Source organism: Shinella sp. WSJ-2 (genome assembly GCF_003432075.1).
Taxonomy (GTDB): domain Bacteria; phylum Pseudomonadota; class Alphaproteobacteria; order Rhizobiales; family Rhizobiaceae; genus Shinella.
The window spans coordinates 1-25,981 of the sequence record NZ_QWBU01000021.1 but is presented as its reverse complement, the minus strand read 5'-3'; the positions used below and the strand labels follow the sequence as shown (position 1 = coordinate 25,981).

At 62.4% G+C, this 25,981-nt stretch carries 25 protein-coding genes and 2 pseudogenes; 10 read left to right on the top strand and 17 right to left on the bottom strand.

Annotation, left to right across the window (positions count from 1 at the left end; all coding sequences use genetic code 11):
* Positions 1-10: 10 nt before the first annotated feature.
* Entirely contained in the window at positions 11-1,126 is a 1,116-nt protein-coding gene (locus tag D0Y60_RS23735; RefSeq protein WP_117372447.1) for a Xaa-Pro peptidase family protein, read from the top strand.
* Between the two features lie 59 nt (positions 1,127-1,185).
* On the opposite strand, the gene D0Y60_RS23730 is transcribed toward D0Y60_RS23735, so the two are convergent.
* The 11 genes from D0Y60_RS23730 to D0Y60_RS23680 form a co-directional block, all read right to left on the bottom strand.
* Complete coding sequence (locus tag D0Y60_RS23730) at positions 1,186-2,175, bottom strand: LacI family DNA-binding transcriptional regulator (protein WP_245409291.1); 990 nt, start codon at positions 2,173-2,175, stop codon at positions 1,186-1,188.
* Positions 2,176-2,228: 53 nt separating this feature from the next.
* Positions 2,229-3,320, bottom strand: a complete 1,092-nt coding sequence (locus D0Y60_RS23725; RefSeq protein WP_245409290.1) for a lactonase family protein — start codon at positions 3,318-3,320, stop codon at positions 2,229-2,231.
* A 76-nt stretch (positions 3,321-3,396) separates the two neighbouring features.
* A complete protein-coding gene (locus D0Y60_RS23720) occupies positions 3,397-4,194 on the bottom strand; it encodes an SDR family oxidoreductase (RefSeq protein ID WP_199564269.1) in 798 nt (265 codons plus the stop codon).
* Entirely contained in the window at positions 4,191-5,372 is a 1,182-nt protein-coding gene (locus tag D0Y60_RS23715; RefSeq protein ID WP_117372444.1) for an aldose 1-epimerase family protein, read from the bottom strand. Before D0Y60_RS23715 ends, D0Y60_RS23720 begins: the two co-directional genes overlap by 4 nt.
* A gap of 77 nt (positions 5,373-5,449) precedes the next feature.
* Entirely contained in the window at positions 5,450-6,364 is a 915-nt protein-coding gene (locus D0Y60_RS23710; RefSeq protein ID WP_117372443.1) for a sugar phosphate isomerase/epimerase, read from the bottom strand.
* Positions 6,365-6,386: 22 nt separating this feature from the next.
* Complete coding sequence (locus tag D0Y60_RS23705) at positions 6,387-7,481, bottom strand: Gfo/Idh/MocA family oxidoreductase (RefSeq protein ID WP_117372442.1); 1,095 nt, start codon at positions 7,479-7,481, stop codon at positions 6,387-6,389.
* 26 nt (positions 7,482-7,507) lie between these two features.
* A complete protein-coding gene (locus D0Y60_RS23700) occupies positions 7,508-8,566 on the bottom strand; it encodes an ABC transporter ATP-binding protein (protein WP_117372441.1) in 1,059 nt (352 codons plus the stop codon).
* Between the two features lie 3 nt (positions 8,567-8,569).
* The gene (locus D0Y60_RS23695) at positions 8,570-9,664 is read right to left on the bottom strand and encodes an ABC transporter ATP-binding protein (protein ID WP_117372440.1); all 1,095 of its coding nucleotides are present in this window, start codon (positions 9,662-9,664) and stop codon (positions 8,570-8,572) included.
* Positions 9,665-9,667: 3 nt separating this feature from the next.
* Positions 9,668-10,528: a sugar ABC transporter permease gene (locus tag D0Y60_RS23690; protein WP_245409293.1), complete on the bottom strand. Its 861-nt coding sequence runs from the start codon at positions 10,526-10,528 to the stop codon at positions 9,668-9,670.
* Between the two features lie 92 nt (positions 10,529-10,620).
* Positions 10,621-11,481 carry a carbohydrate ABC transporter permease gene (locus D0Y60_RS23685; RefSeq protein ID WP_117372464.1) on the bottom strand — a complete coding sequence of 287 codons (861 nt, stop codon included), beginning with the start codon at positions 11,479-11,481 and terminating at the stop codon, positions 10,621-10,623.
* Between the two features lie 77 nt (positions 11,482-11,558).
* Complete coding sequence (locus tag D0Y60_RS23680) at positions 11,559-13,175, bottom strand: extracellular solute-binding protein (protein WP_117372438.1); 1,617 nt, start codon at positions 13,173-13,175, stop codon at positions 11,559-11,561.
* A gap of 284 nt (positions 13,176-13,459) precedes the next feature.
* Here D0Y60_RS23680 and D0Y60_RS23675 point away from each other — a divergent pair, with 284 nt between their 5' ends.
* Positions 13,460-14,479: a LacI family DNA-binding transcriptional regulator gene (locus tag D0Y60_RS23675; RefSeq protein ID WP_117372437.1), complete on the top strand. Its 1,020-nt coding sequence runs from the start codon at positions 13,460-13,462 to the stop codon at positions 14,477-14,479.
* A gap of 27 nt (positions 14,480-14,506) precedes the next feature.
* Here D0Y60_RS23675 and D0Y60_RS24945 read toward each other — a convergent pair.
* A pseudogene (locus D0Y60_RS24945) lies at positions 14,507-14,994 on the bottom strand (transposase); the annotation flags it as partial.
* Positions 14,995-15,021: 27 nt separating this feature from the next.
* Positions 15,022-15,561: pseudogene (locus D0Y60_RS24940) on the bottom strand (SDR family NAD(P)-dependent oxidoreductase); the annotation flags it as partial.
* A gap of 106 nt (positions 15,562-15,667) precedes the next feature.
* Between D0Y60_RS24940 and D0Y60_RS23665 the strand changes: the two are divergent.
* Both D0Y60_RS23665 and D0Y60_RS23660 read left to right on the top strand, forming a co-directional pair.
* A complete protein-coding gene (locus D0Y60_RS23665; protein ID WP_117372436.1) occupies positions 15,668-16,255 on the top strand; it encodes a TetR/AcrR family transcriptional regulator in 588 nt (195 codons plus the stop codon).
* Positions 16,256-16,370: 115 nt separating this feature from the next.
* Positions 16,371-17,372, top strand: a complete 1,002-nt coding sequence (locus D0Y60_RS23660) for an NADP-dependent oxidoreductase (protein ID WP_117372435.1) — start codon at positions 16,371-16,373, stop codon at positions 17,370-17,372.
* Positions 17,373-17,444: 72 nt separating this feature from the next.
* On the opposite strand, the gene iolE is transcribed toward D0Y60_RS23660, so the two are convergent.
* Complete coding sequence (gene iolE, locus D0Y60_RS23655) at positions 17,445-18,359, bottom strand: myo-inosose-2 dehydratase (protein ID WP_117372434.1); 915 nt, start codon at positions 18,357-18,359, stop codon at positions 17,445-17,447.
* Positions 18,360-18,374: 15 nt separating this feature from the next.
* Entirely contained in the window at positions 18,375-19,370 is a 996-nt protein-coding gene (locus tag D0Y60_RS23650) for a LacI family DNA-binding transcriptional regulator (RefSeq protein WP_117372433.1), read from the bottom strand.
* A 175-nt stretch (positions 19,371-19,545) separates the two neighbouring features.
* Between D0Y60_RS23650 and D0Y60_RS23645 the strand changes: the two genes are divergently transcribed.
* The 6 genes from D0Y60_RS23645 (at position 19,546) to D0Y60_RS23620 (ending at position 24,754) form a co-directional block, all read left to right on the top strand.
* Complete coding sequence (locus D0Y60_RS23645) at positions 19,546-20,499, top strand: sugar ABC transporter substrate-binding protein (protein ID WP_117372432.1); 954 nt, start codon at positions 19,546-19,548, stop codon at positions 20,497-20,499.
* A 126-nt stretch (positions 20,500-20,625) separates the two neighbouring features.
* Positions 20,626-21,750 carry an ABC transporter permease gene (locus tag D0Y60_RS23640; RefSeq protein WP_117372431.1) on the top strand — a complete coding sequence of 375 codons (1,125 nt, stop codon included), beginning with the start codon at positions 20,626-20,628 and terminating at the stop codon, positions 21,748-21,750.
* A complete protein-coding gene (locus D0Y60_RS23635) occupies positions 21,750-22,535 on the top strand; it encodes an ATP-binding cassette domain-containing protein (protein WP_199564268.1) in 786 nt (261 codons plus the stop codon). Before D0Y60_RS23640 ends, D0Y60_RS23635 begins: the two co-directional genes overlap by 1 nt.
* A gap of 80 nt (positions 22,536-22,615) precedes the next feature.
* Complete coding sequence (locus tag D0Y60_RS23630; protein ID WP_117372430.1) at positions 22,616-23,413, top strand: hydroxypyruvate isomerase family protein; 798 nt, start codon at positions 22,616-22,618, stop codon at positions 23,411-23,413.
* Positions 23,414-23,439: 26 nt separating this feature from the next.
* Positions 23,440-24,459 carry a Gfo/Idh/MocA family oxidoreductase gene (locus D0Y60_RS23625; RefSeq protein WP_117372429.1) on the top strand — a complete coding sequence of 340 codons (1,020 nt, stop codon included), beginning with the start codon at positions 23,440-23,442 and terminating at the stop codon, positions 24,457-24,459.
* 16 nt (positions 24,460-24,475) lie between these two features.
* Positions 24,476-24,754, top strand: a complete 279-nt coding sequence (locus D0Y60_RS23620) for a MurR/RpiR family transcriptional regulator (RefSeq protein WP_117372428.1) — start codon at positions 24,476-24,478, stop codon at positions 24,752-24,754.
* 312 nt (positions 24,755-25,066) lie between these two features.
* Here the strand turns inward: D0Y60_RS23620 and D0Y60_RS23615 are convergent, their stop codons facing one another.
* Both D0Y60_RS23615 and D0Y60_RS23610 read right to left on the bottom strand, forming a co-directional pair.
* On the bottom strand, positions 25,067-25,342 hold the full coding sequence (locus tag D0Y60_RS23615) for a hypothetical protein (protein ID WP_117372427.1): 276 nt from the start codon (positions 25,340-25,342) through the stop codon (positions 25,067-25,069).
* Positions 25,343-25,410: 68 nt separating this feature from the next.
* Positions 25,411-25,791: a DUF6481 family protein gene (locus D0Y60_RS23610; protein ID WP_117372462.1), complete on the bottom strand. Its 381-nt coding sequence runs from the start codon at positions 25,789-25,791 to the stop codon at positions 25,411-25,413.
* Positions 25,792-25,981: the final 190 nt, after the last annotated feature.

Sequence of the window (25,981 nt, the reverse complement as noted above, 5' to 3'; positions counted from 1 at the left end):
GGAGAGGTCCATGGACGAACGGCTTGCTAAAACCATCGCCGCGATCAAGGAGAGCGGTGCGGACTGGGGTGTCTTGACCAGTCCGGACGGTGTCGCCTATGCGCTTGGTCACATTTCGAGCATCGAGGCAGGCCCCTCGCCCTTCGCGGGCGGCCCGAGCCTCGGCATCGTCGGCGTGAACGGCGAGACCGGATTGCTCGTCACCAATCTCGAGGCTGGCACCGGGAGCTGGGCCGACGCCGTCGTCCCCTATACCGGCTTTTCTTTCAAGGAACCGACCGACATTCTGGCAAACTACATTGGCGAGGCAAGGGCGCTGCTGCAACGCCTCAAGGTCGGAGGAAGGATCGCGGTGGAACCGCATGCCCTGCCCGCCTCCCTTGTTCCCCTGCTGGAAGGCAGCACAATCGTTTCCCTGGAATCGGCCTTCCGCCGCCAGCGCGCAATCAAGACAGGGGTAGAAATCGGGCTGTTGCGCGAGGCGGCCTTGACGGCGTCCGCGGGGCAGAGGGCCTTCCATTCCGCAGCCCGCGCCGGCCTGAGCGAACTCGAGCTTTTCGCAGCCATCCGGCTTGCCATGGAAACCCGCGCAGGCGAACGCCTGCCTGTCACTGGCGACCTGATTTCCGGGCCGGAGCGCACCGCGCAGTTCATGGGCTGGCCCGGCAACCGTATCCTCGAAACCGGCGATCCGCTGATCTGCGATCTCGCACCGCGCGTCGCGGGCTATTGGGGCGACAGCTGCGCATCCGCAATGATCGGAGCCCCCTCCATCGGCTTCCAAAAACTCTTCCGGGCCGCCCGCGCCGCATTGGACCTGGCAATCGAAACCGTTCGTCCGGGCCTCGCCATCGACACGCTCGACCGCAGCCTGCAAGCGGCAATCACCCGGCACGGCTATTCCTACGCCCACCATTCCGGCCACTCGATCGGCACGGGCGTGCATGAATGGCCACGCCTCGTTTCCTATGAACGGGAGACGCTGAAAGAGGATATGGTGATCATGGTCGAGCCGACCGCACTCGATCCCGACATCGGCGGCGTGCGGCTCGAATACATGCTCAGGGTGACGGCAACGGGCTGTGAGGTGCTGACCGACTTCGAGCACCGGGCGGAAATCTTCTAGATTCTTGTTTTCACCGCATTATCCGACGCCGAAGCGAGATCGCTTCGGCTGGAAATGCTCTAGCCGCTGTCGCGGATCATCAGCTTGAAGCCCATGTCGATCAGCGTGGTCTCGGACTGAATGCCGCGCATGCCTTCGAGAAGAAGGCGCCCGGCCTCCCGGCCGATTTCCGCGGAAGGTACGGAGACCGTCGTCAGCGATGGAATGAGGTGCCGGGCAAGCTCGAAGTCGCCGAAGCCGGTAATGGCGAGGCGCTCCGGCACTTTGAGGCCGATGCGCACACTTTCCTGCAGCGCGCCAGAGGCGATGATGTCGCTCGAAAACATCACGGCATCCGCTTCGGGATAGCGCGCAAGCGCCTTGCGTAGCATGTCCGCGCCGGACGCCATGGTCAAAGGCAGGTCTCGCGAGATGGAAATGCGCGGCGTCTTGCCGGGAAACAATTCCTCCATGACGGCGGCAAACCCGTCCCGGCGCTCGGCCGCGCGGCTATCGCCCTTGCGCAGCACGCCGGCAAAGACGATGTTCGTTCGCCCGGAGCGCACGAGGTGCCGCGCCATCTCGGCGATGGCATCGGTGTTCGAAAAGCCGACGAGCCGGTCGATCGGCTTTGCCGTCATGTCCCAGCCTTCGACAACAGGAATGCCGGCGCGTTTCAGCATGGTCACGCTGGCGCGGGTGTGGTGCGCGCCGATCAGGAACACGCCGTCCGGCCGCCGCCCGAGCAGGCTGCGGATCACCTCTTCCTCGCGGTCGAGCCGGTAGTCGGTGTTGCCGAGAAAGATCTGGTAGCCCTCGCGATGCAGGACCTCGGAGAAGTGCTGCATGGTTTCGGCGAAGACGGAGGCCGAGAGCGTGGGAATGACGGCGGCGACGGTGTTGCTCTTGTGCGAGGCGAGGTGGCTGGCCGCAAGGTTATGGACATAGTGCGTCTTGCGGATCGCATCGTCGATGATCTTGCGGTTTTCCGGCGTCACCGTGTCGGGAAAGCGCAGCGCGCGCGACACCGTCTGCATGGACACGCCGGCGGCAGCGGCGACATCCGCCATCGTCACCCCTGCGCCCTTCCGGCGGCCGCGTTTTGCAGACTGCTTTTCGTCCGTCACAGGCTGAACGGCCTCACACATACGGGTGTGCCGATCTCGATGCGCTTCCCGCTGTCAACCAGCGCACCTGTCTCCTTGTTCCGCCGGAAGATCACGATCGCATCACCGTTCTGATTGGCGACCAGCACATGGCGGCCGCTCGGCGTGAGCGCGAAATTGCGCGGCGTCCTGCCGCCTGAAGGGATGATGTCCTGAAGCGTCAACTGACCCGTCGCCTGATCGACCATGAAACACGCTATACTGTCCTCGCCCCGGTTCGAACAATAGAGGAAACGGCCCTCCGGCGACAGGTGAATGTCCGCCCCATGGGATTCCACGCCGGGCCGGATGGTCGAAAGCGTCTGCACGAGCGACATATTGCCGGCCCCGCGCAAGACGAAGGACACCGTGGAATCCAGCTCGTTCGATACATAGACGAAACGACCGTTGGCATGCTGGGCGATATGGCGAGGACCGGCCCCCGCCGGAAGCGCCACGCTGGCGGACTGCACGAGCGTGCCATCGATCGAAAGCGTGTATTCGACAAGCTGATCGAGACCGAGATCGGCGACGAGCACCGCGCCACCCTCCGGCACCTCGCTCACCATATGGGCATGCGGCCGCTCCTGCCGGTCGGCGACCGGGCCGAGCGGGCCATCGAGCCGAACCGACGCCGAAGCCGGCGCGAGACAGCCATCCTGCCGGATCGGGAACAGAGCCACCGACTGGTCCTGCCCCTCACCGCCCATCGCATAGTTGGCGACCAGCACGAAACGCCGGTCGCGCGACACCATGTTATGCGCCGCGATGCTGCCGAGCGTCGGCTGCTTGTTGAGATAGGTGAGCGCCTTCGTTGCGGGCGAAAAGCGGAAGGCGCTGACCGTGCCCTCATGCCAGCCGAACACTTCCGAATTGGCATAGACGACGCCTGAGGCCGCATCGACACTGAGGAAGGTGGGATTGTCGATGGTCGACGTGTTGGCAAGGCGCGTCCATTCCAGCCTATCCTCGTCGAAGGCGAAGATGGTGAGGCCCTCGCCGCGTGCACCCTGGAAATAGGGCGCCTCGCGATTGAGCGATCCGACGGCGAGGTAGAGAGGCTGGCTCACGCGAAAACTCCAGTGCTGCAGGCATTGCGGGGCACGGTCATGCCCCCCTCGACATGGCATATTCGCAACCGCGGCGCTAGTTCATCACCCAGCCGCCATCGACATTCAGCGTCTGTCCGGTGATGAAACCGGCGGCATCCGAGGCAAGGAACATCAGGGCATTGGCAATGTCGCTGGCGCTGCCGCGCCGCTTGATCGCCTGATGGTCCAAGACGAAGCGGGTATAGCCTTCCGGATCGGGATGGATCTTTTCCGCATCCGTCGGGAAGGCGCCGGGCGAAACCGCGTTGACCGTGATGCCATAGGCGCCGAATTCGCGCGCCCAGGCGCGTGCGAGGCCGATGAGCGCGCCCTTCGACTGGACGTAAGGCGAAAGATTGGCCCAGCCGCCATTGGACGTGACGCTGGCGATGTTGATGATGCGGCCCCAGCCCCGTTCACGCATATGCGGCAGGGCGACCTGGACGCAGACGATGCCGGCATCCACATTGATGCGCTGGACCCGCTGCATCTCTTCGAGCGAATACTCCTCGAACGGCTTGGAGGGATAGATCGCGGCATTGTTGATGACCACGTCGAAACCGCCGACCTCGCGCGACAATTCTTCGAGGGACGTGCGCAAGGCTGTAAGATCGGAGAGATCGACGGCCCGGATCACCAGATTACCGAGGCCCCCCTTGTCCGCCGAGGCCTGCAAGGCCGCGTTCTTCACGGGATCGTTGTCGAGCGCGACGACCTTTGCTCCGGCCCGGAGGAAATTCAGCGTCGTTTCCGCGCCGAGCCCGCCGGCCGCACCGGTATAGAGAATGACCTTGCCGGCAACCGAGATCATCTGGTTCTCCTTCTGCACGGGTTGCTTTGGCTGCACGTTCATGTCCGGCCCTCCAGTGCGACGTGGTTGCCCGAAGGCGGCGGGAAATCGGCATCCGGCTGGCGCGCGATGGCCGTGATCCGCGCTTCGCTTGCGGCAATCGCCTCGGCGTCGGGAAGAATGCGGAGCGTCGTGTCGTAATGCCGCTCCTCGCCATGTTCGAGCCAGATCAGCTCCCCGCGCTCACGGGCAGCGCCGTGGCCAAGCACATGGTTGGTCGAAGGCTCGATGCCAACAGCATATTGCCCGGCCTGCAGGTTCTGCCATTCGTACATGCAGGGGAACTGGTTCTTGCGGGTGACGACCTCGAAGCCGATGCCCAGACGATCGTTGACCAGCGCAACGGGCACCTCGCCGTTCGCATCCGCCGCCATCTCATGCTGCCAGACCTGCTCGTGGAAGCCGAGCTGCGGGGCAGGCATGGTGCGGTAGCCGACACCTTGCTTCTCATACTCCGCTCCGGCATGTGCGGCCCAGACGACGTCGCGCACCGGTGCCAGATAGCGCGAGCCTTCCGAAAGCACGGGATGGCCGACATTGATGTGATAGCAGAACATGTGCGGCGTGCGGTAGAAGCCGCGATTGACCACCGTGTCGGAGATGCGGATGTCGTTGGTGCCGGCCTTGATCTCGATGCGGCGCTTCAGCTCGAGATGTTCGCCGAACACCGTGCCCTGCGTGACGGTGCCCTCGCACCAGAGATAACAATCGTCGCCGTCCCAGCGCTCGCCGTAACCGTCCAGCTTGCCGGGAATGGTGCCGACGCGGCCGTGAATGGAGTGCTTCACCGTCTTCTTCGGGCCATAGACATAGTGGTCGGACGGCTCGTCATACATGAAGAGAATGTGGTCGAGGCCGCAGGTGATCATCAGGCCGGAGAAGGAGCGCATCCAGCCGAGGCCGCCCTCGCCTTCATATTCGTGCAGGCCCGGATGGCGGAAGCCGGAGGGCGAATGCCAGCCGATCGCCATGCCGCGATACTCGCAATCCGCAATATCAAGGGCGCGGTCCACCAGAACCGTAAAACGCAGGCCTGTGCCGCTGCGGAATTCGAGCATGCGGATGCCACATTCGAGACCATCCGACAAGGTCATCAGCCGCACGCCGGCAAATTGCGAAAAACGTCCTGCGCTGGCAGCAATGTCGCGGCGCGACTTCGCTTCCCCGAATAATTCGACCATCGTGTTGTTCCTTCTCCCTGCCAGGCAGGTCATGCTATCCAAAATTGCGGCCGGGCCCAGGCCCGGCCGCCGGACTGTCAGAGGCCCTGCGCGCGCAGCTTGCCGTCGAGGAATTTCTTGGCGCGCGGCACGTCGCTCTCATCGAGATGCTCGATGATCATCGGGATGTTCGGGTGCTTCTCGCTGAGGCGCTTCAGGTAGAGATCGTAGTTCAGCGAACCGAGGCCGGGGGCCGGCAGCTCGATTTCGCCGACGCCGCGGAAGGTGTGGCTTTCCAGCGCGTCCGCATCGCCGATGTCGGCATGCTTCTCCGACTTGTCGTCGCCCGAGCGCTTCACGTCCTTGGCATGGCCGATCTTGATCTTGTCGGCGAGCGTATCGAACACCTGGTTCAGGATCTGGTCCATGCGGTCGATATTGTGCGTCTCGAAATAGTTGGTCGGGTCCATCAGCAGGCCGAGACCGGGATGATCGACCTGCGCGAACATCTTCACGGTTTCCTCGACGGAACCGACGACGTTGTTCACATAGGTTTCGAGCAGGAAGACCGCGCCGTGGTCATAGGCATGCTGGGCGAGATCGGCGATGACCTTGCGGCATTCCTCGAAGCCTTCTTCCGTCTTGTTCTTCGGGTGATGAACCCAGTCGGACTCGGTGTTGAAGGTGCCGGTTTCCGAGATGACATAGGGCGTGCCGAGATGGCGCGCGTTACGGATGATTTCCTTGAGATAGCCGACGCGGCGGTCGCGCTCGGCCTTGTCGGGATGGATGATGTTCGTGTAGCCGGAAATGCAGGAGATCGGCAGATAGTGATCGCGGAAGGTTTCGCGGATCCTGACGCACTTGTCCTTGGTGATCTGGCCGGCCGAAAGGTCGATGTCCTTGAAGTGCATGTCGAGCTGCACGGTATTGAAGTCGAGCGCGCGGATCTTCTTTGCCGTCTCTTCCAACGCATAGGGGAAATAGCCGGTGAAAATACCTGTCTGCATCATGATGAGAATCCTCCCTCGTTATTCATGAATTGATGGAAATTTCGGAAAGCCTGACCGTGCGGCCCTCGTCGATCGACTTGTAGCCGGCCTCGATCAGCGCAACGGTCCTGACGTTATCGGCGACGGAGAGCGCCGGAGGCTCACCCGACTTCACCGCATATTGCAGCTGCTCCATCACGCCGACGAAGGCATGCGGGAACCACATCGTGTCCCAGGTCGGCGTAACCCATCTGCCGCCTGTCGTCGTCTTGGAGGCATAGGTCAGCGTCGAAGGCGACCCGTCGGGCCAGCCGATCGTGCCCTGCGCAACGCCGTCGGTGCCCTCGACACGCCACTTGATATAGATGTCGCTGTCGAAACCTTCCTCGCGCGGGCCGGACCAGACATCTTCCATGGAAACGGCCATGACGCCGCTCGGGAAAATCAGCGTCGAAACGGTGATGCCGTCCTTATGCGCGAAGGTCGTGCGCGGGTCCGTGCGGGTCAGCGTCGTGATCGTCTCGGGCTCACCGAACAGGAAGCGCAGCACGTCGAGGTGGTGAACGCTCATGTTGGAGAGCGTCAGCCGATCATAGTCCTCGAGGAAGGTCTGCCAGTGCGGAATGGCGCGCATCTCGATCGTCGCCATGACCGGCGTGCCGAGTTCACCCCTGTCGAGGATCTGCTTGAGCACCCTCATCGACTGGTCGTAGCGCATGTTCTGGTTGACCGAGAGGATCTTGCCTGCCCTGGCGGCAGCGTCGCGCAGTTCGATGGCGTCCTCCAGCGTCAGCGCTAGCGGCTTCTGCGCGAGAATGCCCTTGATATGCGGCCGGGCGAGCGCCTTGCGGATCAGGTCCGGCTGCTGGTCCGGCGGGAAGGCGATGTCGAGGATGTCGACAGAGGGATCCGCGATCAGGGCGTCCGGCGTGTCGTGCACCGTCGGAATGCCCCAGCGCCCGGCAACCACCGCCGCCTTGTCCTTCGTGCGCGAAGCGATGGCGACGACCGGAAAGCCGGCCTCCTTGTAAGCAGCCAGATGGCATTCCGCCATGATCATGCCGGCGCCGATGCAGCCGATCCTGTAATCCCGCACCCGCACCTGCGGATCGGGCGCAAAACCCCCGGCTTCGCTCATTGTAACCTCCCGTTTGATATGCTCGTTCACAGGCTGACGGCCTCCCCCGCCTGATTGAAGAAATGCGCCCTGGCCGGGTTGCAGCTCAGTGCCACCGCACTGTCCAGCCGGATGTCCGGCTGGCCGCGCATCAGCGCCTTCAGCTTCTCGGCCCCCGTATCGACCGTGACCACGGTGTAGCCGCCAAGCGGCTCGACCTCATAGACGGTGGCAGGCCGCCCCGGACGCGTATCGCTCCACGGCTCGACCTTGAGGTCTTCGGGACGCAGGCCGATATGCGCTGCACCGGCAGGCACGACATCGAGCGGCAGGCTGATGGTGCCATCCCCCGCTTCCAGCGCCTGGCCGCGCACCGCCGGCAGGATGTTCATCATGGGCGCGCCAAGCAGGCGCGCGACATAACGGCTGACCGGGGTATCGTAGATCTCGGTGGGCGAGCCGATCTGGCGGATCTCCCCCTCCTCCATGATCGCCATGCGGTCGGCAATCGACATGGCCTCTTCCTGATCGTGCGTGACATAGAGCAGCGTCTGACCGAGATCGCGCTGGATACGCTTCAGCTCGACGCGGGTCTCCTCGCGCAGCCGTGCATCCAGCGCCGAGATCGGATCGTCCATGAGATAGGCTACCGGATCGCGCACGAGCGCACGGCCAATCGCAACACGCTGGCGCTCGCCGCCGGAAAGCTGCGCCGGCGGTTTGTGCAGCAGATGCGAAATGTGAAGCTTCGCCGAGACGGCCTCGACGCGGGCACGGATCTTCTCTTCCGGCACCTTGCGCTCGACGAGCGGGAAGCGGACATTCTCGCCCGCCGTCATATGCGGGAAGAGTGCGAGGTTCTGGAACACCATCGCCACATTGCGGTCTGCCGGTGAGACACGGTTGACCGGCTTGCCACCGATCAGGATTTCGCCCTCGTCCGGCGTCTCCAGCCCGAGGATCAGTTTCAGGACGGTGGATTTGCCCGAAAGCGGCGGCCCGAAGAAGCAGAAGAACTCGCCCGGCTGAATATCGAAACTCGCTTTGTTGACGGCAACCGTCTTGCCGAAACGCTTCGTGACATTGCGGAAGGAAATGCCGGCCATGTTTCACACCTCCCGGATCGCAACGCCGGTCGCGGCATCGAACAGACGCGCAAAGCCCGGTTCGACGGCGACATGGACGGTCTCGCCCGCCTGGACGGCGACGTCGTTGTCGAACACCGCCTTCACCCGTTGCTCTCTGTCACCGAAGTGAACGACCGTTCGCGCGCCGATGCGCTCGATGAAGGTCACGGGTATGGCAAGCCCCTGCCCCGCTGCTGCCGGCACGACCCGTTCCGGGCGAAAACCGTAGACGACCTCACGCACACGGTTTACCCGCGCGATGGCGGACAGTGCCGGATCGAGCGGCGCGGTGACGCCGAGCATCCCAAGATCGACCACCAGCCCGCGGTCGCTGTCGGCAAGCGTCCCCTTGAGCAGGTTCATGCCCGGCGAGCCGATGAAATCGGCGACGAACAGATTGACCGGATCGTTATAGACCTCCAGCGGCGTGCCGACCTGCTGCAGCACGCCGTGATCCATCACGGCGATGCGGTCCGCCATGGTCATCGCCTCGAGCTGGTCATGCGTGACATAGACCATGGTCTGGCGGAACTGGCGCTGGAGATGCTTGAGTTCCGTGCGCATGACAGCGCGGAAGGCCGCGTCCACATTGGAAAGCGGCTCGTCCAGCAGGAAGATTGCCGGCTCCACGATGGCCGAGCGGCCGATCGCCAGTCTTTGAAGAATGTTGACCGACAGCTTGGCCGATGGCTTGTCGAGCATCGGCGTCAGTTGAAGAAAGTCAGCCATCGCCTTGACGCGGCGGTCGATTTCGGACGCCGGCGTGCCACGGACCTTCAGGCCGTAGGCCAGATTGTCGTAGACATTCATATGCGTGAAGATCGCATAGTTCTGGAACACGAAGCCGACGCCGCGCCTGCCAATGGCGACGCCGTTCATGTCGCGGCCGTCGAAGGTGATGCGGCCCTCGCTCGGCTGTTCCATACCGGCAATCATGTTCATGGTCGTGGACTTGCCGCAGCCGGAGGGGCCGAGCAGCGCCATGAACTCGCCGTCGCGGATTTCGAGGTCCATCGTCTTCAGCGCCGTGAAGGCCCCGAAACGCTTGACCAGGTTTTCAAGATGAATGGCGGTCATGGATCAGGCCTCCTTCGCCGCATTCATGCGGCTGATGGCAAGCGACACGAGAATGGAAAGCGCGATCAGGATGACGAGAGCGATGGCCGCGACATAGCCCCAGATCAGATCCTGCTGCGTCACCTTGTAGATGTAGACGGAGATGGTTTCCGTCGCGACGCCCGGCCCGCCGCCCGTCATGATGTAGAGCGTGTCGAAGATCTTGAAGTTCTCGATGACGCGGATTGACAGGGCGATGATGATGATCGTCTTCATCTTCGGCAAGACGATGGTGTGGAAGCGCTGCGTCCAGCTTGCGCCGAGCAGCGTCGCCGCACGCATCTGGTCCTCCGGCACGCCGACGAGGCCGGCGAGCAGAATGAGGAACATCAGCGGCGTCCACTGCCAGATGTCGGCGATCATCACCGCGACCATCGCCGTGCCGGGGCTCGACAGCCAGGCGAGCGCGAAGGGCCGGCCGATCAGTGTCGAGATGATGTCATTCACCGGCCCGCCGGACTGGAACAGCATGAAGAACATGTAGCCGGTGACGGCGGGCACGACCATCATGGGGATGAGCATGATCGAGTAGAACACCCGCTTGCCGGCGAAATTGTCCATAAACAGGATGGCAAGGCCCAGCCCCAGCAGGAACTCGGCCGGCACGCAGATCAGCATCACGAGAGCCGTGCGGCCGAGCGCATCCCAGAAGCGGCTGTCGGCCGCGAGGTCGGTATAGTTGGCGAAGTTGTTCCATAATTCATAGGCATGCCACCAGCCGATGCCGTCGAGCGGCGACCAGTCGGTCAGGCTGATATAAAGCTGCATCAGCAGCGGAAAGACCGCGATGAACAGCACCAGCACTTGCGCCGGCAGCGTCAGCATCAGGCCAAGGCGGCGGCCTCCATCCTCAATGCGGGTCTCGGGCGTCGAAAGGTCCCCGGTCACGGAGAGTTTCTCCTTGGTTGCGAGCATGCTCATTGCTTGAGGGCTCCGAAAGTCAGGCCGCGCACCAGATGCTTCTGGATGGCGATGCCCATGATGACCGGCGGCACGGCGGCGATCAGGCCGAGGGCGGCCTTGGCGCCATAGAGCTGGCCGGTCATCGAGGACGACAGCGAGGCCATGTAGACCGGGATCGTCACCCATTCGCGCGTCGTCAGGAGCAGCGCGATCAGATAGTCCGACCAGTTGAGGATGAAGACGAAGAGCGCGGAGCTGGCGAGCGCCGGACGCATCATCGGCAGCGTGATCTTCATGAAGACGCGCAGGCGCGAGCAGCCTTCGACCAGTGCTGCATCCTCGATTTCGCGCGGCATGTCGTCGAAGAAGGTCTTCATCAGCCAGAAGGCGAAGGGCAGCGTGACAATGCCGTAGATCAGTGCCAGACCCCACCAGGTGTCGACGAGGCCGAAAAACGCCCACATGATCATGACGGGGATCATCACCGCCATCGGCGGAAAGAGCCGGAGCTGGATGAGCGCGAGCGGCAGGTTCTGGCCCGATCCGAAGCGCGACAGGCCATAGGCGCCGGCCGTGCCCGCCGTCATGGCGATCAGCGTGCCGAAAACAGCCGACAGCAGCGACGCCAAGATCGGCTTGCCGGCGGTGCGGTCGAGCGCGACGATGAGATCGGAGGTCGAGGTGCCGAAGATGAAACGGAAATTGTCGAGCGTCGGGCTCTTCGGCCACCAGGTCAGGTCGGCGCCGGCGGCGGACCATTCGGCAATCGGCTTGAAGGCCATCGAGGCCATCCAGAGCGTCGGGATGAGCGTGACCGCCAGCGCCAAAAGAATGGCGCCATAGCGGAAAATCTCGAAAGGCAGCGAGCGGTTCATGATCGCAAAGGTCACTTATCGAAAGCGGTCGGAAGGCGCCGGGCGGGCAGGCCGCCCAGCGGTCGGGTCATGTCGGCTCAGCCGGCCAGCGGATCGAGCACCGTCGGCCAGGCCTCCTTGTTCGACTTGATGGCTTCGAGCAGCTTGTCCTCGCCCGTGCGCCGCGCGATGCGCTGCCATTGCTTCTCGGTGTCGGCCATCGCCTGCTCCGGCGTCTTCGCCTTGGTCAGCGCCGCCATGAGGTTTTCATCCAACGCGTTGTGGAAAGCGGTCGCACCCGGATAGTTGATCGAGGGCACGGTGCGCGCCACCGTCTCGCGCACGACATCCATGTGGTAGTCGTGATAGGTCTGGCGCACGAGCTGATCGGCGAAGTTCGACAGCTGGAACGGGTCGAAGTAACCGCCCGGATTGGCCGTCATCCACGAATAGATGCGGCTGGACCCGAGCCACTGCAGCAGCAGGTAGCAGACTTCCGGATGCTTGCTCTGCGCCGAGATCGAGGCCGAGAGGTTGAGCCAGAGCACCGAGCGGCTGACGAGCTGGCCGCCGACGTCACGGCCGGGCGGCAGCATGGAACCGATCTTGCCCGTGATCTTCGACCCCTCGTTCGCCTTGTTGTCGAGGAACTTCGGCAAGTTCGAGAAGGCGCAGGTCATCGCCGCACCACCCGAGGCGAAATTGCCGTATTGCTCCGGCCAGCCCCAGGAAATCGCATCCGGCGAATGGTGGCTGAGCGATTCAACATATTCCTGCGTGGCGAGATAGCCCGCTTCAGAATTGATCAGTGCCTTGCCGTCGTCGCCGAACAGGAACTGGTTGGGCGAGCCCATCGTGACGAACCGCTGGTACCAGTTGGTATAGCCCCAGCCCTGGTTGCGCAGGTCCGTCGAGCCGAACAGGCCCTTGTCCGGGCGGTGGAAGAAGGCCGCGACATCGGCATGCTCCTTCCAGGTGCGCGGCGGCGCGAGCGCATAGCCGTATTTGTCGGAGAAAGCCTTTTTCTCGGTCTCGTCTTTGAACAGGTCGGTGCGGTAGTTCCAGGTCTGGAAATCACCGTCGAGCGACACGCCATAGGTCGAGCCGCGATACTGGTTGAGCAGCGACACGCCCTTTGCGCCGTTGACGTAACCGCGCTCCGGATCGTCCCATTCCGGCTTGTGGGTGGCGACATAGTCGTCGAGCATGACGATGCCGGCCGTCTCGGCGAGATCGCCCAGGCGGTTCCATTCCACCGCATAGATGTCGAACGCCCCGCCCTTGGTGGAGATGTCCTGCATCGCCTTGGTGAATTCCTGGCCGTTCGGCACGCCGACGATGTCGAGCGTGATGCCGGTTTCCTTCTCCCAAAGCTCCTTGATGGACGGCGCGCCGGCGGGGAAGGCCTGCGTCAGCTGGCCGATCGAACCGTCGGACAGGCCGAGCACGATCCGCGCCGGCGCCTTACCGGCGGCCTTCAGCGCCTTGGCGGCCTCGACGGCCCGTCCTTCGGGCGTGTCGGGACCGTACTGGTAGCGCTCAGCGCCCTCGAAACCGGTCGGGCCGCCGATCATACCCGGCGCGAGCGCGTCGGCCGCGAAGGCCCGGCCCGGACGGATGAACTGCGGTGCGATGCCGATGGCAGCAGTCAATGCAAATGTCTTCGCGCCGGCTGCCAAAAGGCCGCGGCGCGAGACCGTCAGAATCTCGCTCATTGATGTTCTCCTCCACGCCGAGAGGTCTCCTCACCCTTCAGCGTGATGAGTAATGGCGACCGCAATGATGTGTGTCAACATCAACATCAATCATATTACATCTTTTATCGGCTGTGTTTACGTATTGACCGACTGAAGTCATCACCAACTGACGGCAAATGATGGGATCTTCTGCATCGCTCCCGCGGTTTTCTGAGGAAAAGGCGCCTGGATTATGCGCACCACCTTGTATTTGGACCGCAGAGGAATACATCATTTCCCATCATTTCGTGAAAGGACACGCCTTGCGTTCAACATTGATCGACATTGCCCGTGAAGCCGGGGTCTCGCCGGCGACGGTTGACAGGGTCATCAACAACCGCCGGGGCGTGCGGGAAAGAACCCGCGATGCCGTGCTGGAGACCGCCCGAAAACTCGGCTATCTCGCCACGCCGTTTTCGGAAGCAGCGGAGACATCCGGAAAGGTCCGGCTCGATTTCGTGCTGCCGGCGGGCACCAACACATTCATCGCAAACCTGCTCACGCAGATCGTCAATCAGGGCGCCATGCAGGACGACCTCGACATCCGCATTCAGTCCATCGAAGGCTTCAATCCAGATACGCTTGCCCGAACGCTGCATGCTCTGGTCGGCGTGACGCAGGGCGTCGGTGTCATCGCGCTTGACCATCCGACGGTGCGCGAGGCCATGCGGGCGCTCTCGCTGTCCGGCGTGCCGATCGTCACGCTCGCCTCCGACATCCTGCATGTTCCCCGTGCCGGCTATGTCGGCATCGACAACCGCGCGGCAGGCCGGCTTGCCGGCTATCTGCTCGGTCGCTTCCTGGGTGGCGGCGTCAAGCGCAAAATCGCGCTGTTTGCCGGCTCGCTTTCCTATCGCGGCCACGAGGAACGCGAGATGGGCTTCCGCCATGTCATCATGGAAGAGTTCCGCGATCTCGACATCGTGGAACTGCGCGAAGTCCGCGACGACCGGCAGCGCGCCTACGAGGAAGCGGTCGCGCTCTTCAAGCGCCACCCCGATCTCTCCGGCATCTACAATATCGGCGCCGGCAATGCCGGCATCGGGCAGGCCTTGCAGGAGGCCGGCATGGCCTCCTGCGTCATCTTCGTCGGCCACGAACTGACCGAGAGCACCAAGCGCTTCCTTCTCGACGGCACCATCGATGCCGTCATCGACCAGAACCCGCGGGTGGAAGCGCGCGAAGCGATCTCCGTCCTGAAGAACACCATCCTCGGCCGGAAATTCGAGCACCACCCGCCGCGACTTCAGGTCATCTTCCGGGAAAATATCCCGGAATCTTGAGATCGGCGCCTGCAACCGGAACGTGTGCAGCATCGCCGTGATGCGACGATAGCCATAGCGGCCATACTGGAGGGCGAGCGCCGTGGTGTTTGCGGTCAACACCGCTTCATCATCCGCAGTCTTTGCGATCTTGCGCTGCGTGGAACGATGCTGACCCAGAACTCGGCACGCCCGTCTCTCGGATACCTTCAGTTCATCGATCACATAGTCAACGCAAGCGCGGCGGCGAGCGGGGCTTAGAAGTTTCCCTTCGCGGCTTCGGCCAAAATCATCTTGTCCAGGGTAAGGTCGGAAACGGCTCGCCGGAGCCGGGCATTCTCTGCCTCCAGTTCCCTCAGTCGCTTAACCTGGTCGCCTTTCAAGCCGCCGTACTCAGACCGCCACCGGTAGTATGTAACTTCTGTCACGCCTATCGACCGGATCGCTTCCGCCATCGATTTTCCCTGTGAATTCAGCACGTCAACCTGACGAAGCTTCGTGACGATCTCTTCGGCCTTGTGTCTTTTCGCCGCCATTTCAATGTCCTTGCCGTTCTGATCGAACACCGTGCGGACGTATGCGGGTTCGATGACGGAGACGCGGATATTGAAAGCCCGGACTTCGTGATCAAGTGATTCCGAATAGCCCTCGATCGCATGCTTGGCGGCGGAGTAATGCGCCGAATACGGTGCTGGGATGACGCCGAGGATGGAGCCAATGTTGACGATGCGGCCGCCGCCCCGGCTTTTCATCACCGGCAGAACGGCGTTCGTCATCCGCATGACCCCGAAAACATTGACGTCGAAAAGGGCCTGCGACTGCGCGATTGAAGACTCCTCTGCACCGCCGAACATCCCGATGCCGGCGTTGTTGACGAGAAGGTCGATCTTTCCCGCCTTGGAGACAACATCAGCGACCAGCGCCGATACGGACGCCTCGTCGGTCACGTCGCATGCCAGCATTATTACACCCTTAGGGCCGTCGTTGGCAATTTTCCGGCTCGTTCCGAAAACGGTGAAACCCGCTCGGACAAGGCCTTCGGCGGTTGCGTAGCCAATGCCGGACGATGCCCCGGTCACGATTGCGGTTCTTACGGCGTCCATGTTTTTACCTCAGGTGAACGTCCCGGATTTCAGTTCCGGAGGTCAATTGCATTACGCTCACTTAATGTTATTATGATCGTAATTCAATAGCGAATTGGAGAAGCGCATGCGATATGAAAAAGGCCGAAAAGATGCGTCGCGCCGCAGAATCATGGATGTCGCTGTCGAGCGCTTCCGCACGGATGGAATTGCGGCCTCGGGCCTTGCGACAATCATGAAGGATGCCGGCCTGACGAACGGCGCTTTCTATCCCCATTTTCCCTCGAAGGCCGATCTCGTCCGGGACACCTTGTCCGACGCCCTGAGCAAGCAAGCCTTATGGCTGCGCGAAGTGCTGGACGAAGGGGGAATTGATCGCGTGATCGACATCTATCTCTCGACGGAACATCGGGACAACCCGGGACTGGGTTGCGCATCTGCAGCACTGCTGCCGGAGCTTGCGCGCCAATCTGAGGAGACGCGCCGCGTGTATGCGGAACAATCCCGCACTCTGGTGCTCCTGCTCGCCGACGCCCTTCCGGACCATGTCGAAGCGAGGGAAGATGTGGCATGCGCAATCTTTGCGACCCTTATCGGAACGCTCCAGCTGGCGCGCGCGGTGAACGCAGATGCGTCCGGCCGTATTCTGGAGGCTGGAAAGAACGCGATACGCGTCCTGTACGGTCATACGCCCGCATCCGCTTCCTTGGCATAAATGCACGGGAGAGCACGTTCCCTTGCGGATGATGCTGTGCGGCGTCATCTGCCTAGACCGCAAAACCAATTCAAGACCTTGCCATGCAAGGAGCACCAAAGACCGGAGATTCTCAGTGAAAGCTTACGTCGTCGAGAAGTACGAGAAGAAGGGCGGATTGCGCCTCACCGAACGGCCGGATCCGCAGGTCCAGACTAACGACGTCCTTGTGCGCATCCATGCCACTGCCGTCAACCTGCTCGACTCGAAGGTCCGGGATGGCGACTTCAAGATATTCCTGCCCTACCGCCCACCCTTCGTGCTTGGACACGATGTTGCCGGAACTATCGTCAAGGTCGGCCCGGGCGTCACCCGCTTCAAAGTCGGCGATGAGATCTATGCACGGCCGAGGGATCACCGCGTCGGCACGTTCGCGGAGCTCATCGCCATCCACGAAGACGATGTCGCGATGAAACCCCGAACGCTGACGATGGAAGACGCGGCGTCCATCCCGCTGGTCGCGCTGACGGCGTGGCAAGCGCTTGTCGATATTGCCAAGGTGAAGCCTGGCCAGAAAGTCTTCATTCAGGCGGGCTCCGGCGGCGTCGGGACGATCGCCATCCAGCTTGCCAAGCATTTGGGCGCGACAGTCGCAACCACGACGAGCGCGAAGAACGCTGCTCTCGTCAAAAGCCTCGGCGCGGATGTGGTGATCGACTATACGAGCCAGGATTTCGAAAAGGTTCTCTCCGGCTACGACGTCGTGCTGAACAGCCAGGATGGAAAGACGCTTTCGAAATCTCTGAACGTCCTGAAGCCGGGCGGCCACCTCGTCTCCATTTCTGGCCCGCCGGACCCGGCCTTCGCCGAAGCCCTCGGGCTGAACCCGATCCTAAAGCTGGTTATTCGCCTGCTCAGCCACCGCGTTCGCAGGAAGGCAAAACGCCTCGGCGTGCATTATTCCTTCCTGTTCATGCGTGCTGATGGCCGGCAACTGGAGGAGATCGCCGGGCTGATTGATAGCGGCGTGCTGCGCCCCGTAGTGGACAGGATATTCCCCTTCAACCAGACGCCCGAGGCGCTGACTTATGTCGAGACGGGGCGCGCAAAGGGCAAGGTCGTGATCAAGGTGCAGTAGTGGCCCCTCGTGGAAGCCTGTTGTAGATTCAAATGGCGAACTACCTGGCTGGACGTCCATCGCCATTGTACGTTATCCCGCGCCGAAAACCGCTCCCAAGTGGTCTCTGGCACGGGTTACCGCTTGCCGAGGCGGGGTCTGCGACGGGTCTTGCTCGGCCTCGACAACGAGCCAACCTGTATACCCCGTCGATTGCACGAAGCGCGCCAGCGGAGCAAAGTCCACCACACCATCCCCAGGCACAGTGAACATCCCCTCCCGGACGCCAGCATTGAAGCTCAAATCAGCGGATTTAACCTTCTCACGGATGGGGCCGCGGACGTCCTTCAGGTGAAGGTGCACGATGCTGTCGCCAAACCTTTCGATAAGTCGAGCATAGTCGAAGCCAGCGGCGGCGGCGTGGCCCGTATCGAGCAGCAAGCCGACCTCCGAACCGGTTTTCTCAAAAAGGCTGGAAATCTCATCAAAGGTCTCTGCGACCATCATCAGATGGTGATGATAGGCAAGCGTCAGGCCGTATTCGCCGACGATGCGCTTTGCAAAATCCGTGAGGCGGGCAGCATAGGCGGGAACGTCCTCCTTCGGCATGACAAGACGCTGCGACATCGGTGCGTCGAGCGGGAAGCCTGCGGGCATCATCGCCACCTCACCATAGACCATCACCTTACATCCCATGGCGGTAAGAAGGTTTGCATGCGGACCGACCGAAGCGATTTCAACGTCCACGCTCCGCTCTGCCAGCTGCCCGGAATGCCACCCGGACGCAAGAGCAAGACCACGACTATCGAGCAGGGAGCGAAGCAACTGAGGATCGCGCGGGAATTTGCGGCCGAGCTCAACGCCTTCATAACCTACCTCCGCTGCGTCATTGAGGCAGGTCTCGAGCGAAATGTTCGCACCTAGATCCTCCAGGACGTCATTGGCCCAGGACAACGGACTCACGGCGAGACGAACGCCGGCTGGCAGCGCAATAGGCTTCTGGTTCATGCGTTCTCCAATGCATTAGGTCGAGGTTCGGACGATCAGTTTTCCGGACAGCGTCACAGTCTCGGCGGGTTGCCGACCGGTTATCATCGCCATGATCACATCGATCATTTCGTCTTTCGGCTGTTCATAGGTCGTGAGGCCATAGGCGAAGGCGCCACCGAGTTCGTAGTTGTCAAAACCGACCACGGCCATATCCTCCGGCACGCGCAGGCCATAAGTGCCGCGAAGCGTGTCCATGGCACCGAGCGCCAGAATGTCGTTCTCGCACATCAGCACATCGATGCGGTCGGCGGGCGCGGTGCTTTCCATATAGGCGCGGATGGCGGCGACGCCCGCTTGCGCGCTGTAACGTTCGGCAGAGAGAGAGGCCACGGTATCGACGCCCTTCTCCTTCCAGACCTCCAGAAAATGCTGCCGGCGCTTCAATGCCGTGGAGAGAGCGGACGCGCCAGACATGAAGCCCGGCCGGCGATAGCCGCGTGCATGGAGATGGTCGACGATTTCCCGCAGCGCACGCTCCGCATCGCAGACGACGGCCGGCACACCCTCGATCTGACTGTCGCGCGCCAGAACGAACATCGGTGGCGCCCCTCGCCCGAGGCGGCTGTCATTGAGGGTCTCGTTGCGGAACGCTGTCCCGAACAGGACCACCGCGTCGACCTGTCTCTGGTCGGCATTCAGGAGTGCGTGCACATGGTCGAAGTTGGTGTTGATGTTGATCAGCATCGCCACGAGGCCTTCAGCCTGCAAGCGCTCCGTCAGGGTTTCGAGAAATGGCAGCTTCTGTGGATTGGCAAAGTCATCGACAAAAACGGCGATCTGGTGCGTCAGGTTCTTGGCCAGACTGCGCGCGAGAAGGTTCGGCGAATAGTTGAGGGCTGTCGCCGCTTCCATGACGCGCCGCTTGCTTTCCTCCGTGATCGAAGCCCCTTCCGTGAAGGCCCGGATCACGGTCCATTTGGAAACTCCCGCGGCATCCGCCACCTCTTTTGCCGTCGCTCGCTTGCGCATGTCCTGCCCCCGAAATGAAACAAACATTCCATTTTCGCCATCCGACGAAATGAATGCTTGCTTTTACCGCATTTGGGGATACTATGCACTCGCTTGCACCCGGTAGCAAGTAACTTTGCACCCGGTAGCATTCGTTTTTGCCGCTCAGGGAGTGAGCGGCTCGGAGGAGGAAAATATGAAGTCTCTTTTGAAGAAGCTCGGTTTTGGTCTCGTGGCCGTCGGCATCGCCACGTCATGGTCCGTCGGCGTGAAGGCCGAAGACCAGCCCACGATCATCGCCGTCACGCACGGCCAGGCGTCCGACCCGTTCTGGTCGATCGTCAAGAACGGCATCACGCAGGCCGGCAAGGACAGCAATGTCGTTGTCGATTACCGCGCGCCGGAAACTTTTGACATGGTGGCGATGGCCCAGCTCATCGAGGCGGCCGTAAACCAGAACCCGGCCGGCATCGTCATCTCCAACCCCGACCCCGATGCGCTCGGCCCGGCGATCGAAAAGGCAGTTGCCGCCGGCATCCCGGTCATCTCCATGAACTCCGGCATCGCCGCCGCCGAGAAACTCGGCATCAGGTTGCATGTCGGCCAAGACGAACATCCCGCCGGCATCAAGGTCGGCGAGAAGCTGAAGTCGCTCGGCCTGAAGCATGTGCTCTGCGTCAACCAGGAAGTCGGCAACGCCGCGCTCGACCAGCGTTGCGCCGGCACGGCGGAAGGTTTTGCCGACGGCAAGGTTACCGTGCTGCCGACAACGACGGACCCGAGCGAAATCGAGGCCAAGATCCAGGCGGCGCTGACGTCGGACAGCTCCATTGACCTGGTTCTCGGCCTCTCTGCTCCGCTCGTCGGCGAGCGCGCCGTTGCGGTGGTCGAGAAGATGGGCGTCGGCGACAAGGTGAAGGTCGCCTCCTACGATCTCTCGGCAGGCTTCCTCCAGGCAGTCGCAGACGGCAAGGCGCTGTTCGCGGTCGACCAGCAGCCTTACCTCCAGGGCTACCTGCCGGTGACCTTCCTGGCACTCAATGCCCGCTACGGCACGATCCCGGCCGGCAATGTCGCCTCCGGCCCGAGCTTCGTCGAAAAAGATGCCGCCGCTTCGGTCATCGAAAAGTCCTCCCAGGGTATCCGCTAGTCGGTGCCCGGTGGCCCCTGCTCCCGGCGGGGGCCACATCCTGGATTTCCTCACGCGCAAACGCGCGCCGTTCCGCAGGTGTCCTGCCGCCGTCGCGGGAGACCGCAAGCCATCAAGGACCAAGCCATGTCCCTCGCCAATGATCAAAACAGCGCTGTCACCGTGGCGCGCGATGAACGGCTGAAGAAGGTATCGACGCTGACCGCCCTTCTGCGCCGCCCGGAATTGGGGGCCGTTGCCGGCCTCGTGCTCGTCACCCTCTTCTTCGCATTGACCGCGAACCCTGCCATGTTCACGCTCGCCGGCATCATGAATTTCATGGCGCCCGCCGCACAACTCGGCATTCTCGCCGTCGGCGCCGCGCTTTTGATGATCGGCGGCGAGTTCGACCTGTCGATCGGTTCGATGATCGCCTTTGCCGGCCTCGTCTTCGGCACGGCCCTCGTCGTCTGGCAGGTGCCGCTCAGCGTTTCCATCCTGGTCGCAGTCGCCTTCGCGGTCTTCATCGGCGTCATCAACGCCCAGCTTACCATGCGTACCGGCCTGCCCTCCTTCATCGTTACCCTTGCCTTCCTCTTCATCCTGCGCGGGTTGACGCTGGTCGGACTGAAGTGGGCGAGCGGCGGGGCAACCCAGCTTCGCGGCATGAAGGAAGCCGCCGCGGGCAGCCCCTTGGCTCCTCTCTTTTCCGGCGATGCCTTCCCCGGCCTCTTCACCGCGCTTGCCGAGATGGGCATCGTCGACACCTTCCCGAACGGCACGCCGAAAGTCCCGGGCATCCCCGTCGAGATCCTCTGGTTCATCGCCATCGCGCTCGTCGCCACATGGGTTCTCCTGCGCACACAGTTCGGCAACTGGATCTTTGCTGCCGGTGGCGATCCGCGCGCCGCCCGCAAATCCGCAGTGCCGGTCGCCCGCGTGAAAACGATCCTTTTCATCGTTACCGCGCTTTGCGCCACGCTTGTCGCGATCCTCACCGTGCTCGACGCCGGCTCGACGGACGCCCGCCGCGGCTTCCAGAAGGAATTCGAGGCGATCATCGCGGCCGTCATCGGCGGATGCCTGCTGACGGGCGGCTACGGCTCCGCCATCGGCGCCTTCTTCGGCTCCATTGTCTTCGGCATGGTGCTGATCGGCCTCACTTACACCTCCATCGATCAGGATTGGTACCTCGTCTTCCTCGGCGGCATGCTGCTGATCGCGGTCATCTTCAACAATGTCATCCGCAAGCGCGTGACGGGAGAACGCTGATGAGCGAGAAGACACCCCTCGTCGAGGTCAAGAACCTCGTCAAGCATTTCGGACCGGTCATCGCGCTGAACGGCGTGTCGATGAAGGTCCACGCCAATGAGGTGCTCTGCCTCCTCGGCGACAACGGCGCCGGCAAGTCCACCCTCATCAACACGCTTGCCGGCGTGCACAAGCCGACGTCAGGCGATTTCCTGGTTGAGGGCCAACAGCGCCTCTTTTCCGGCCCGCGCGATGCGCTCGACGCCGGCATCGCGACGGTCTACCAGGACCTTGCGATGATCCCACTGATGTCGGTGACGCGCAATTTCTTCATGGGTCGGGAACCGAAGGTCGGCTTCGGTCCGTTCAAGCGTATCGACATGGGTTTTGCCGATAGCGTGACGCGTGACGAGATGCACCGGATCGGCATCGACGTGCGCGACCCGCAGCAGGCCGTCGGCACGCTGTCGGGCGGCGAGCGCCAGTGCGTCGCCATTGCCCGCGCCGTCTATTTTGGCGCCAAGGTGCTGATCCTCGACGAACCGACCTCCGCCCTCGGGGTCGCGCAAACCTCCATGGTGCTGAAGTATATCAGTCAGGTCCGCGCCAAGGGCCTCGGTGTGATCTTCATCACCCACAATGTCCGCCATGCCTATGCCGTCGGCGACCGCTTTACGGTGCTCAACCGCGGCAAGACGCTCGGCAGCTACAGCAAAGACGGGATTGGTATCGACGCGCTGCAGAATCTGATGGCCGGCGGCAAAGAGCTGCAATCCCTTTCGGAAGAACTCGGCGGGACGATCTGACGCCCCTTCCCTCATGGTAATCAGCGGCCGGCCCATCGGACCGGCCGACCCTTTCGCTCACCCAAAAACAGGAGTTCGGCATGGCCGGGCACGATAAAACCTCCCCCTTCCCACTTGCTGCCTGCGCCGAAATGCTCTGGCGCGACAAGCCGATCGAATGGCGCGCTTCCCGCCTCAAGGAACGTGGCTTCGGCGTCGGCCTCTGGAACTGGCCGGAGCATGACCTGGCGAAGCTGGAAGCGACAGGCGCGACCTTCACCATCATGAACGGCTATCTCACTGGCCGCCTTACCGACGACGAAGGCGCCGCGGAATTGCTTCGCACCGCCCGCGAGACGGCCAAGGTCGGCAAGCGCCTCGGCGTCCAGCGCCTCAACCTGCATGGCACGGGCCTCGGCGACCGCGGCCTGCCCGTGCGGCCGATCGAGGTCGTCACCGGCGCGATGTGGTTGAAGGCTCGCGACACGCTCCGCCGCATCGTCGATCTGGCGGAAGCAGAAGACGTAACCTTCACGCTCGAAAACCTCAACCTGCCGGTCGATCATCCGGGCGTGCCCTTCGGCCGCGCCGAGGAAACGCTAGCCCTCGTCTCCAGCATCGACCACCCGCGCTTGCGGCTCAATCTAGACCTCTACCATGCGCAGATCGGCGAAGGAAATCTCATTGAGCTCTGCCGCAAATGCCTTCCCTGGATCGGCGAAATCCAGGTGGCCGACGTTCCCGGTCGCTGCGAACCGGGAACTGGCGAGGTCAACTGGCCAGGCATCGCCAAGGCACTCACGGCGATGGGCTACTGCGGCCCTATCGGCCTCGAGGCCTGGGCGGCGGGTGATTCCGATGCCGCCCTCGACGCCTTCCGCGCCGCCTTCACCCTCTGACCTCTTGCCAAGCACAGGACAAGCCCATGCCCAAGACAAAACCCCTTTCCATCGGTCTCATCGGCGCCGGCCGTATCGGCTCCTTCCACGGTGAAACCGTTGCGCGCCGCCTCGTCGACGCCGATCTCGTCGCCATCGCAGATCCGGCACCCGGCGCAGCCTCGAAACTCGCGGAAAAACTCGACGTGGACGCAGTCTACACGGACATTGCCGACTTTCTCGCCCATCCCGGCCTCGATGGAGTAATCATTGCGACGCCTGCCCGCTTCCACACCAACGTGCTCGTTCAGGCTGCCGAAGCGGGCAAGGCCATTTTCTGTGAAAAGCCAATGGCCCTCACTCTGGAGGAGGCGGATCGCGCCGTCGCCGCGGCAAGAGCGGCCGGAGTTCCGCTCCAGGTCGGCTTTAACCGTCGCTGGGACCAGGCCTTTGCAGAAGGTCGCGCCGCCATCGATGCCGGCAAGATCGGCACGCCGCAGCTGATCCGCTCGCTGACGCGCGATCCAGGGCCCTTTGGCGCTGACCCCGACAAGATCCCGCTCTGGACAATCTTTTACGAGACGCTGATCCACGACTTCGACACGCTGCTGTGGCTTAATCCCGGTGCACGTCCGGTCGAAGTCTACGCCGCAGCAGACGCGCTCGTGCGTCCAGACTCCCGTAGCAAGGGCTTCCTCGACACCGCCGTCGTCACCATCCGCTTCGACAACGGCTCCGTCGCCGTTGCGGAGGCGAACTTCTCCGCTCTCTATGGCTACGATATCCGGGGCGAAGTGTTTGGCTCCGGCGGCATGGTGACGATGGGTGATGTCCGTCGCTCAAGCATGACGCTCTTCGACGCCGAGGGCGTTTCGAATGACACGTGGCGCCGCGACACCGACCACTTCATCCACGGCTACACGGCGCAGCTGGCGTCGTTTGTCCGCACGATCCGCAGCGGGGATATCTCCGGCTCGCCAAGTGGCGCTGATGCACGCAACGCGCTTGCCGTCGCTCTGGCCTGCATCGAGTCGGTCAAGACCAAGACCGTCGTCTCGATCGCGTAAGTCTTCGGGGGCGGTCATGGAACAACCACGCGACTTGGCCGCCCTCAAATCGGCGATCGCGAGCCGATTAATTGCCCTCTCCGATCATCATCATCGCATCGCGCGCGTTGCCTTCGAGCGGCCAGAGGTGATCGCGTTCGGGACAGCAAGCTCTGTCGCCGCCCTATTCGCCGTCTCGCCTTCGACCGTGATACGCCTCACGAAAGCGCTTGGCTTTGTAAGGTTTCGGGATTTCCGCACCCTCTTCCGAGAGCACCTGCGGAGGGCCGCCGCCGGAAGACGAGCGATCCTCTGATATTCGACGTGGAGCATCAGCCACCAAGCTGCTGCGGACACGTGGCATAAGCTCTTGATGGGATTCGAACTCTTGATCCGACCAAATGTCAGCTCGTTAGCGTCGACGAATCTGCCGCAGCTAAAGGACCTCCCCAATCTGCCAAGGAAAGGACGCTGCTTTCAGACCAAGGTCTTTGCAGATCAGCCTTGGAGTGGCTTGAGGATACGAGGTGCATCTGAGCTCGATTGGCGGCGGATTTACACGTCAGAACATGTGCATCACAGCCACTCTCGGTGCAAACCCCGGCCAAATCTCTTTGCAAGTTGGCAGTCAGGCTCGATCGTAGGTGAAAGAAGTCAGCAACGTCGTCACGAAATTGCTCGCCCTCTCCTTGACGAGCACCTCGGTCCACTCGTTGGTCCCTCGAAGTCTCAGATCGGTATAGATGCTGTCGACGGCGGCCTCTTCGATGCGTTTGATATGTGCCTTGAACTTTGTCTCGCCACCAGCGTGGTACATGTCACGAATGACCATGCGCAGGATTTCCTGGATTGCGATTTGCCATGCCGTGTTGATCGCCTGCAGCTCGTTCATGTTCAGTGCCATTTAGGGCTCCCTCCTGTGATTAGACCCCTACATGACGGCGTCATGGTTAGGTCGGTACGAACCAAGAACTAGGCTTTCCTTGCCTTGCGGTTGGCGTAACGCCTGTCGCGCTCGGCCTTTCGCAGCGCCTCATCGTCGATCACCCTCGCTATCCGGGCTTTTTCGGCGCTCTCCCGCGCTTCGGCTTCAGCGGCCACCGCGGCCTCAGCGGCGGCCTGCCGCTCCGCCGCCTCGGTCTCGATACGAGCCTGCTCTTCAAGCTTCATGCGCTCGCGTTCAACACGGCGTTCTTCACGCGCGTTGGCAATGGCTGCACGTTCCGCCTGCCTCGCGATCCTAGCGGGTTCTGTCGCGGTCTTTGCCGCACGGTAGGCATTGAGCAGAGCCGCTTTAGCCTCAGCGGATGAGGAGCGGCGGTCGGCGACTTCGTTGTTTCTGACGTTCTTCATTCTTATCCCGATAGCGAGTGGTGTGGCGATCAGCACGACTTGGCGCGTTTTGCGATGAGATTTGATGTCGCCGACATGCGGTCGGCTAACTCCTTGGCAAGACGTGCCTCTCGCAGCCTGAGGGTCTTGGCATCCCGCGCCTGAGCAACGGAATCCAGTTCTTCCACCGCATTGTTCTTGGCAAAGAACT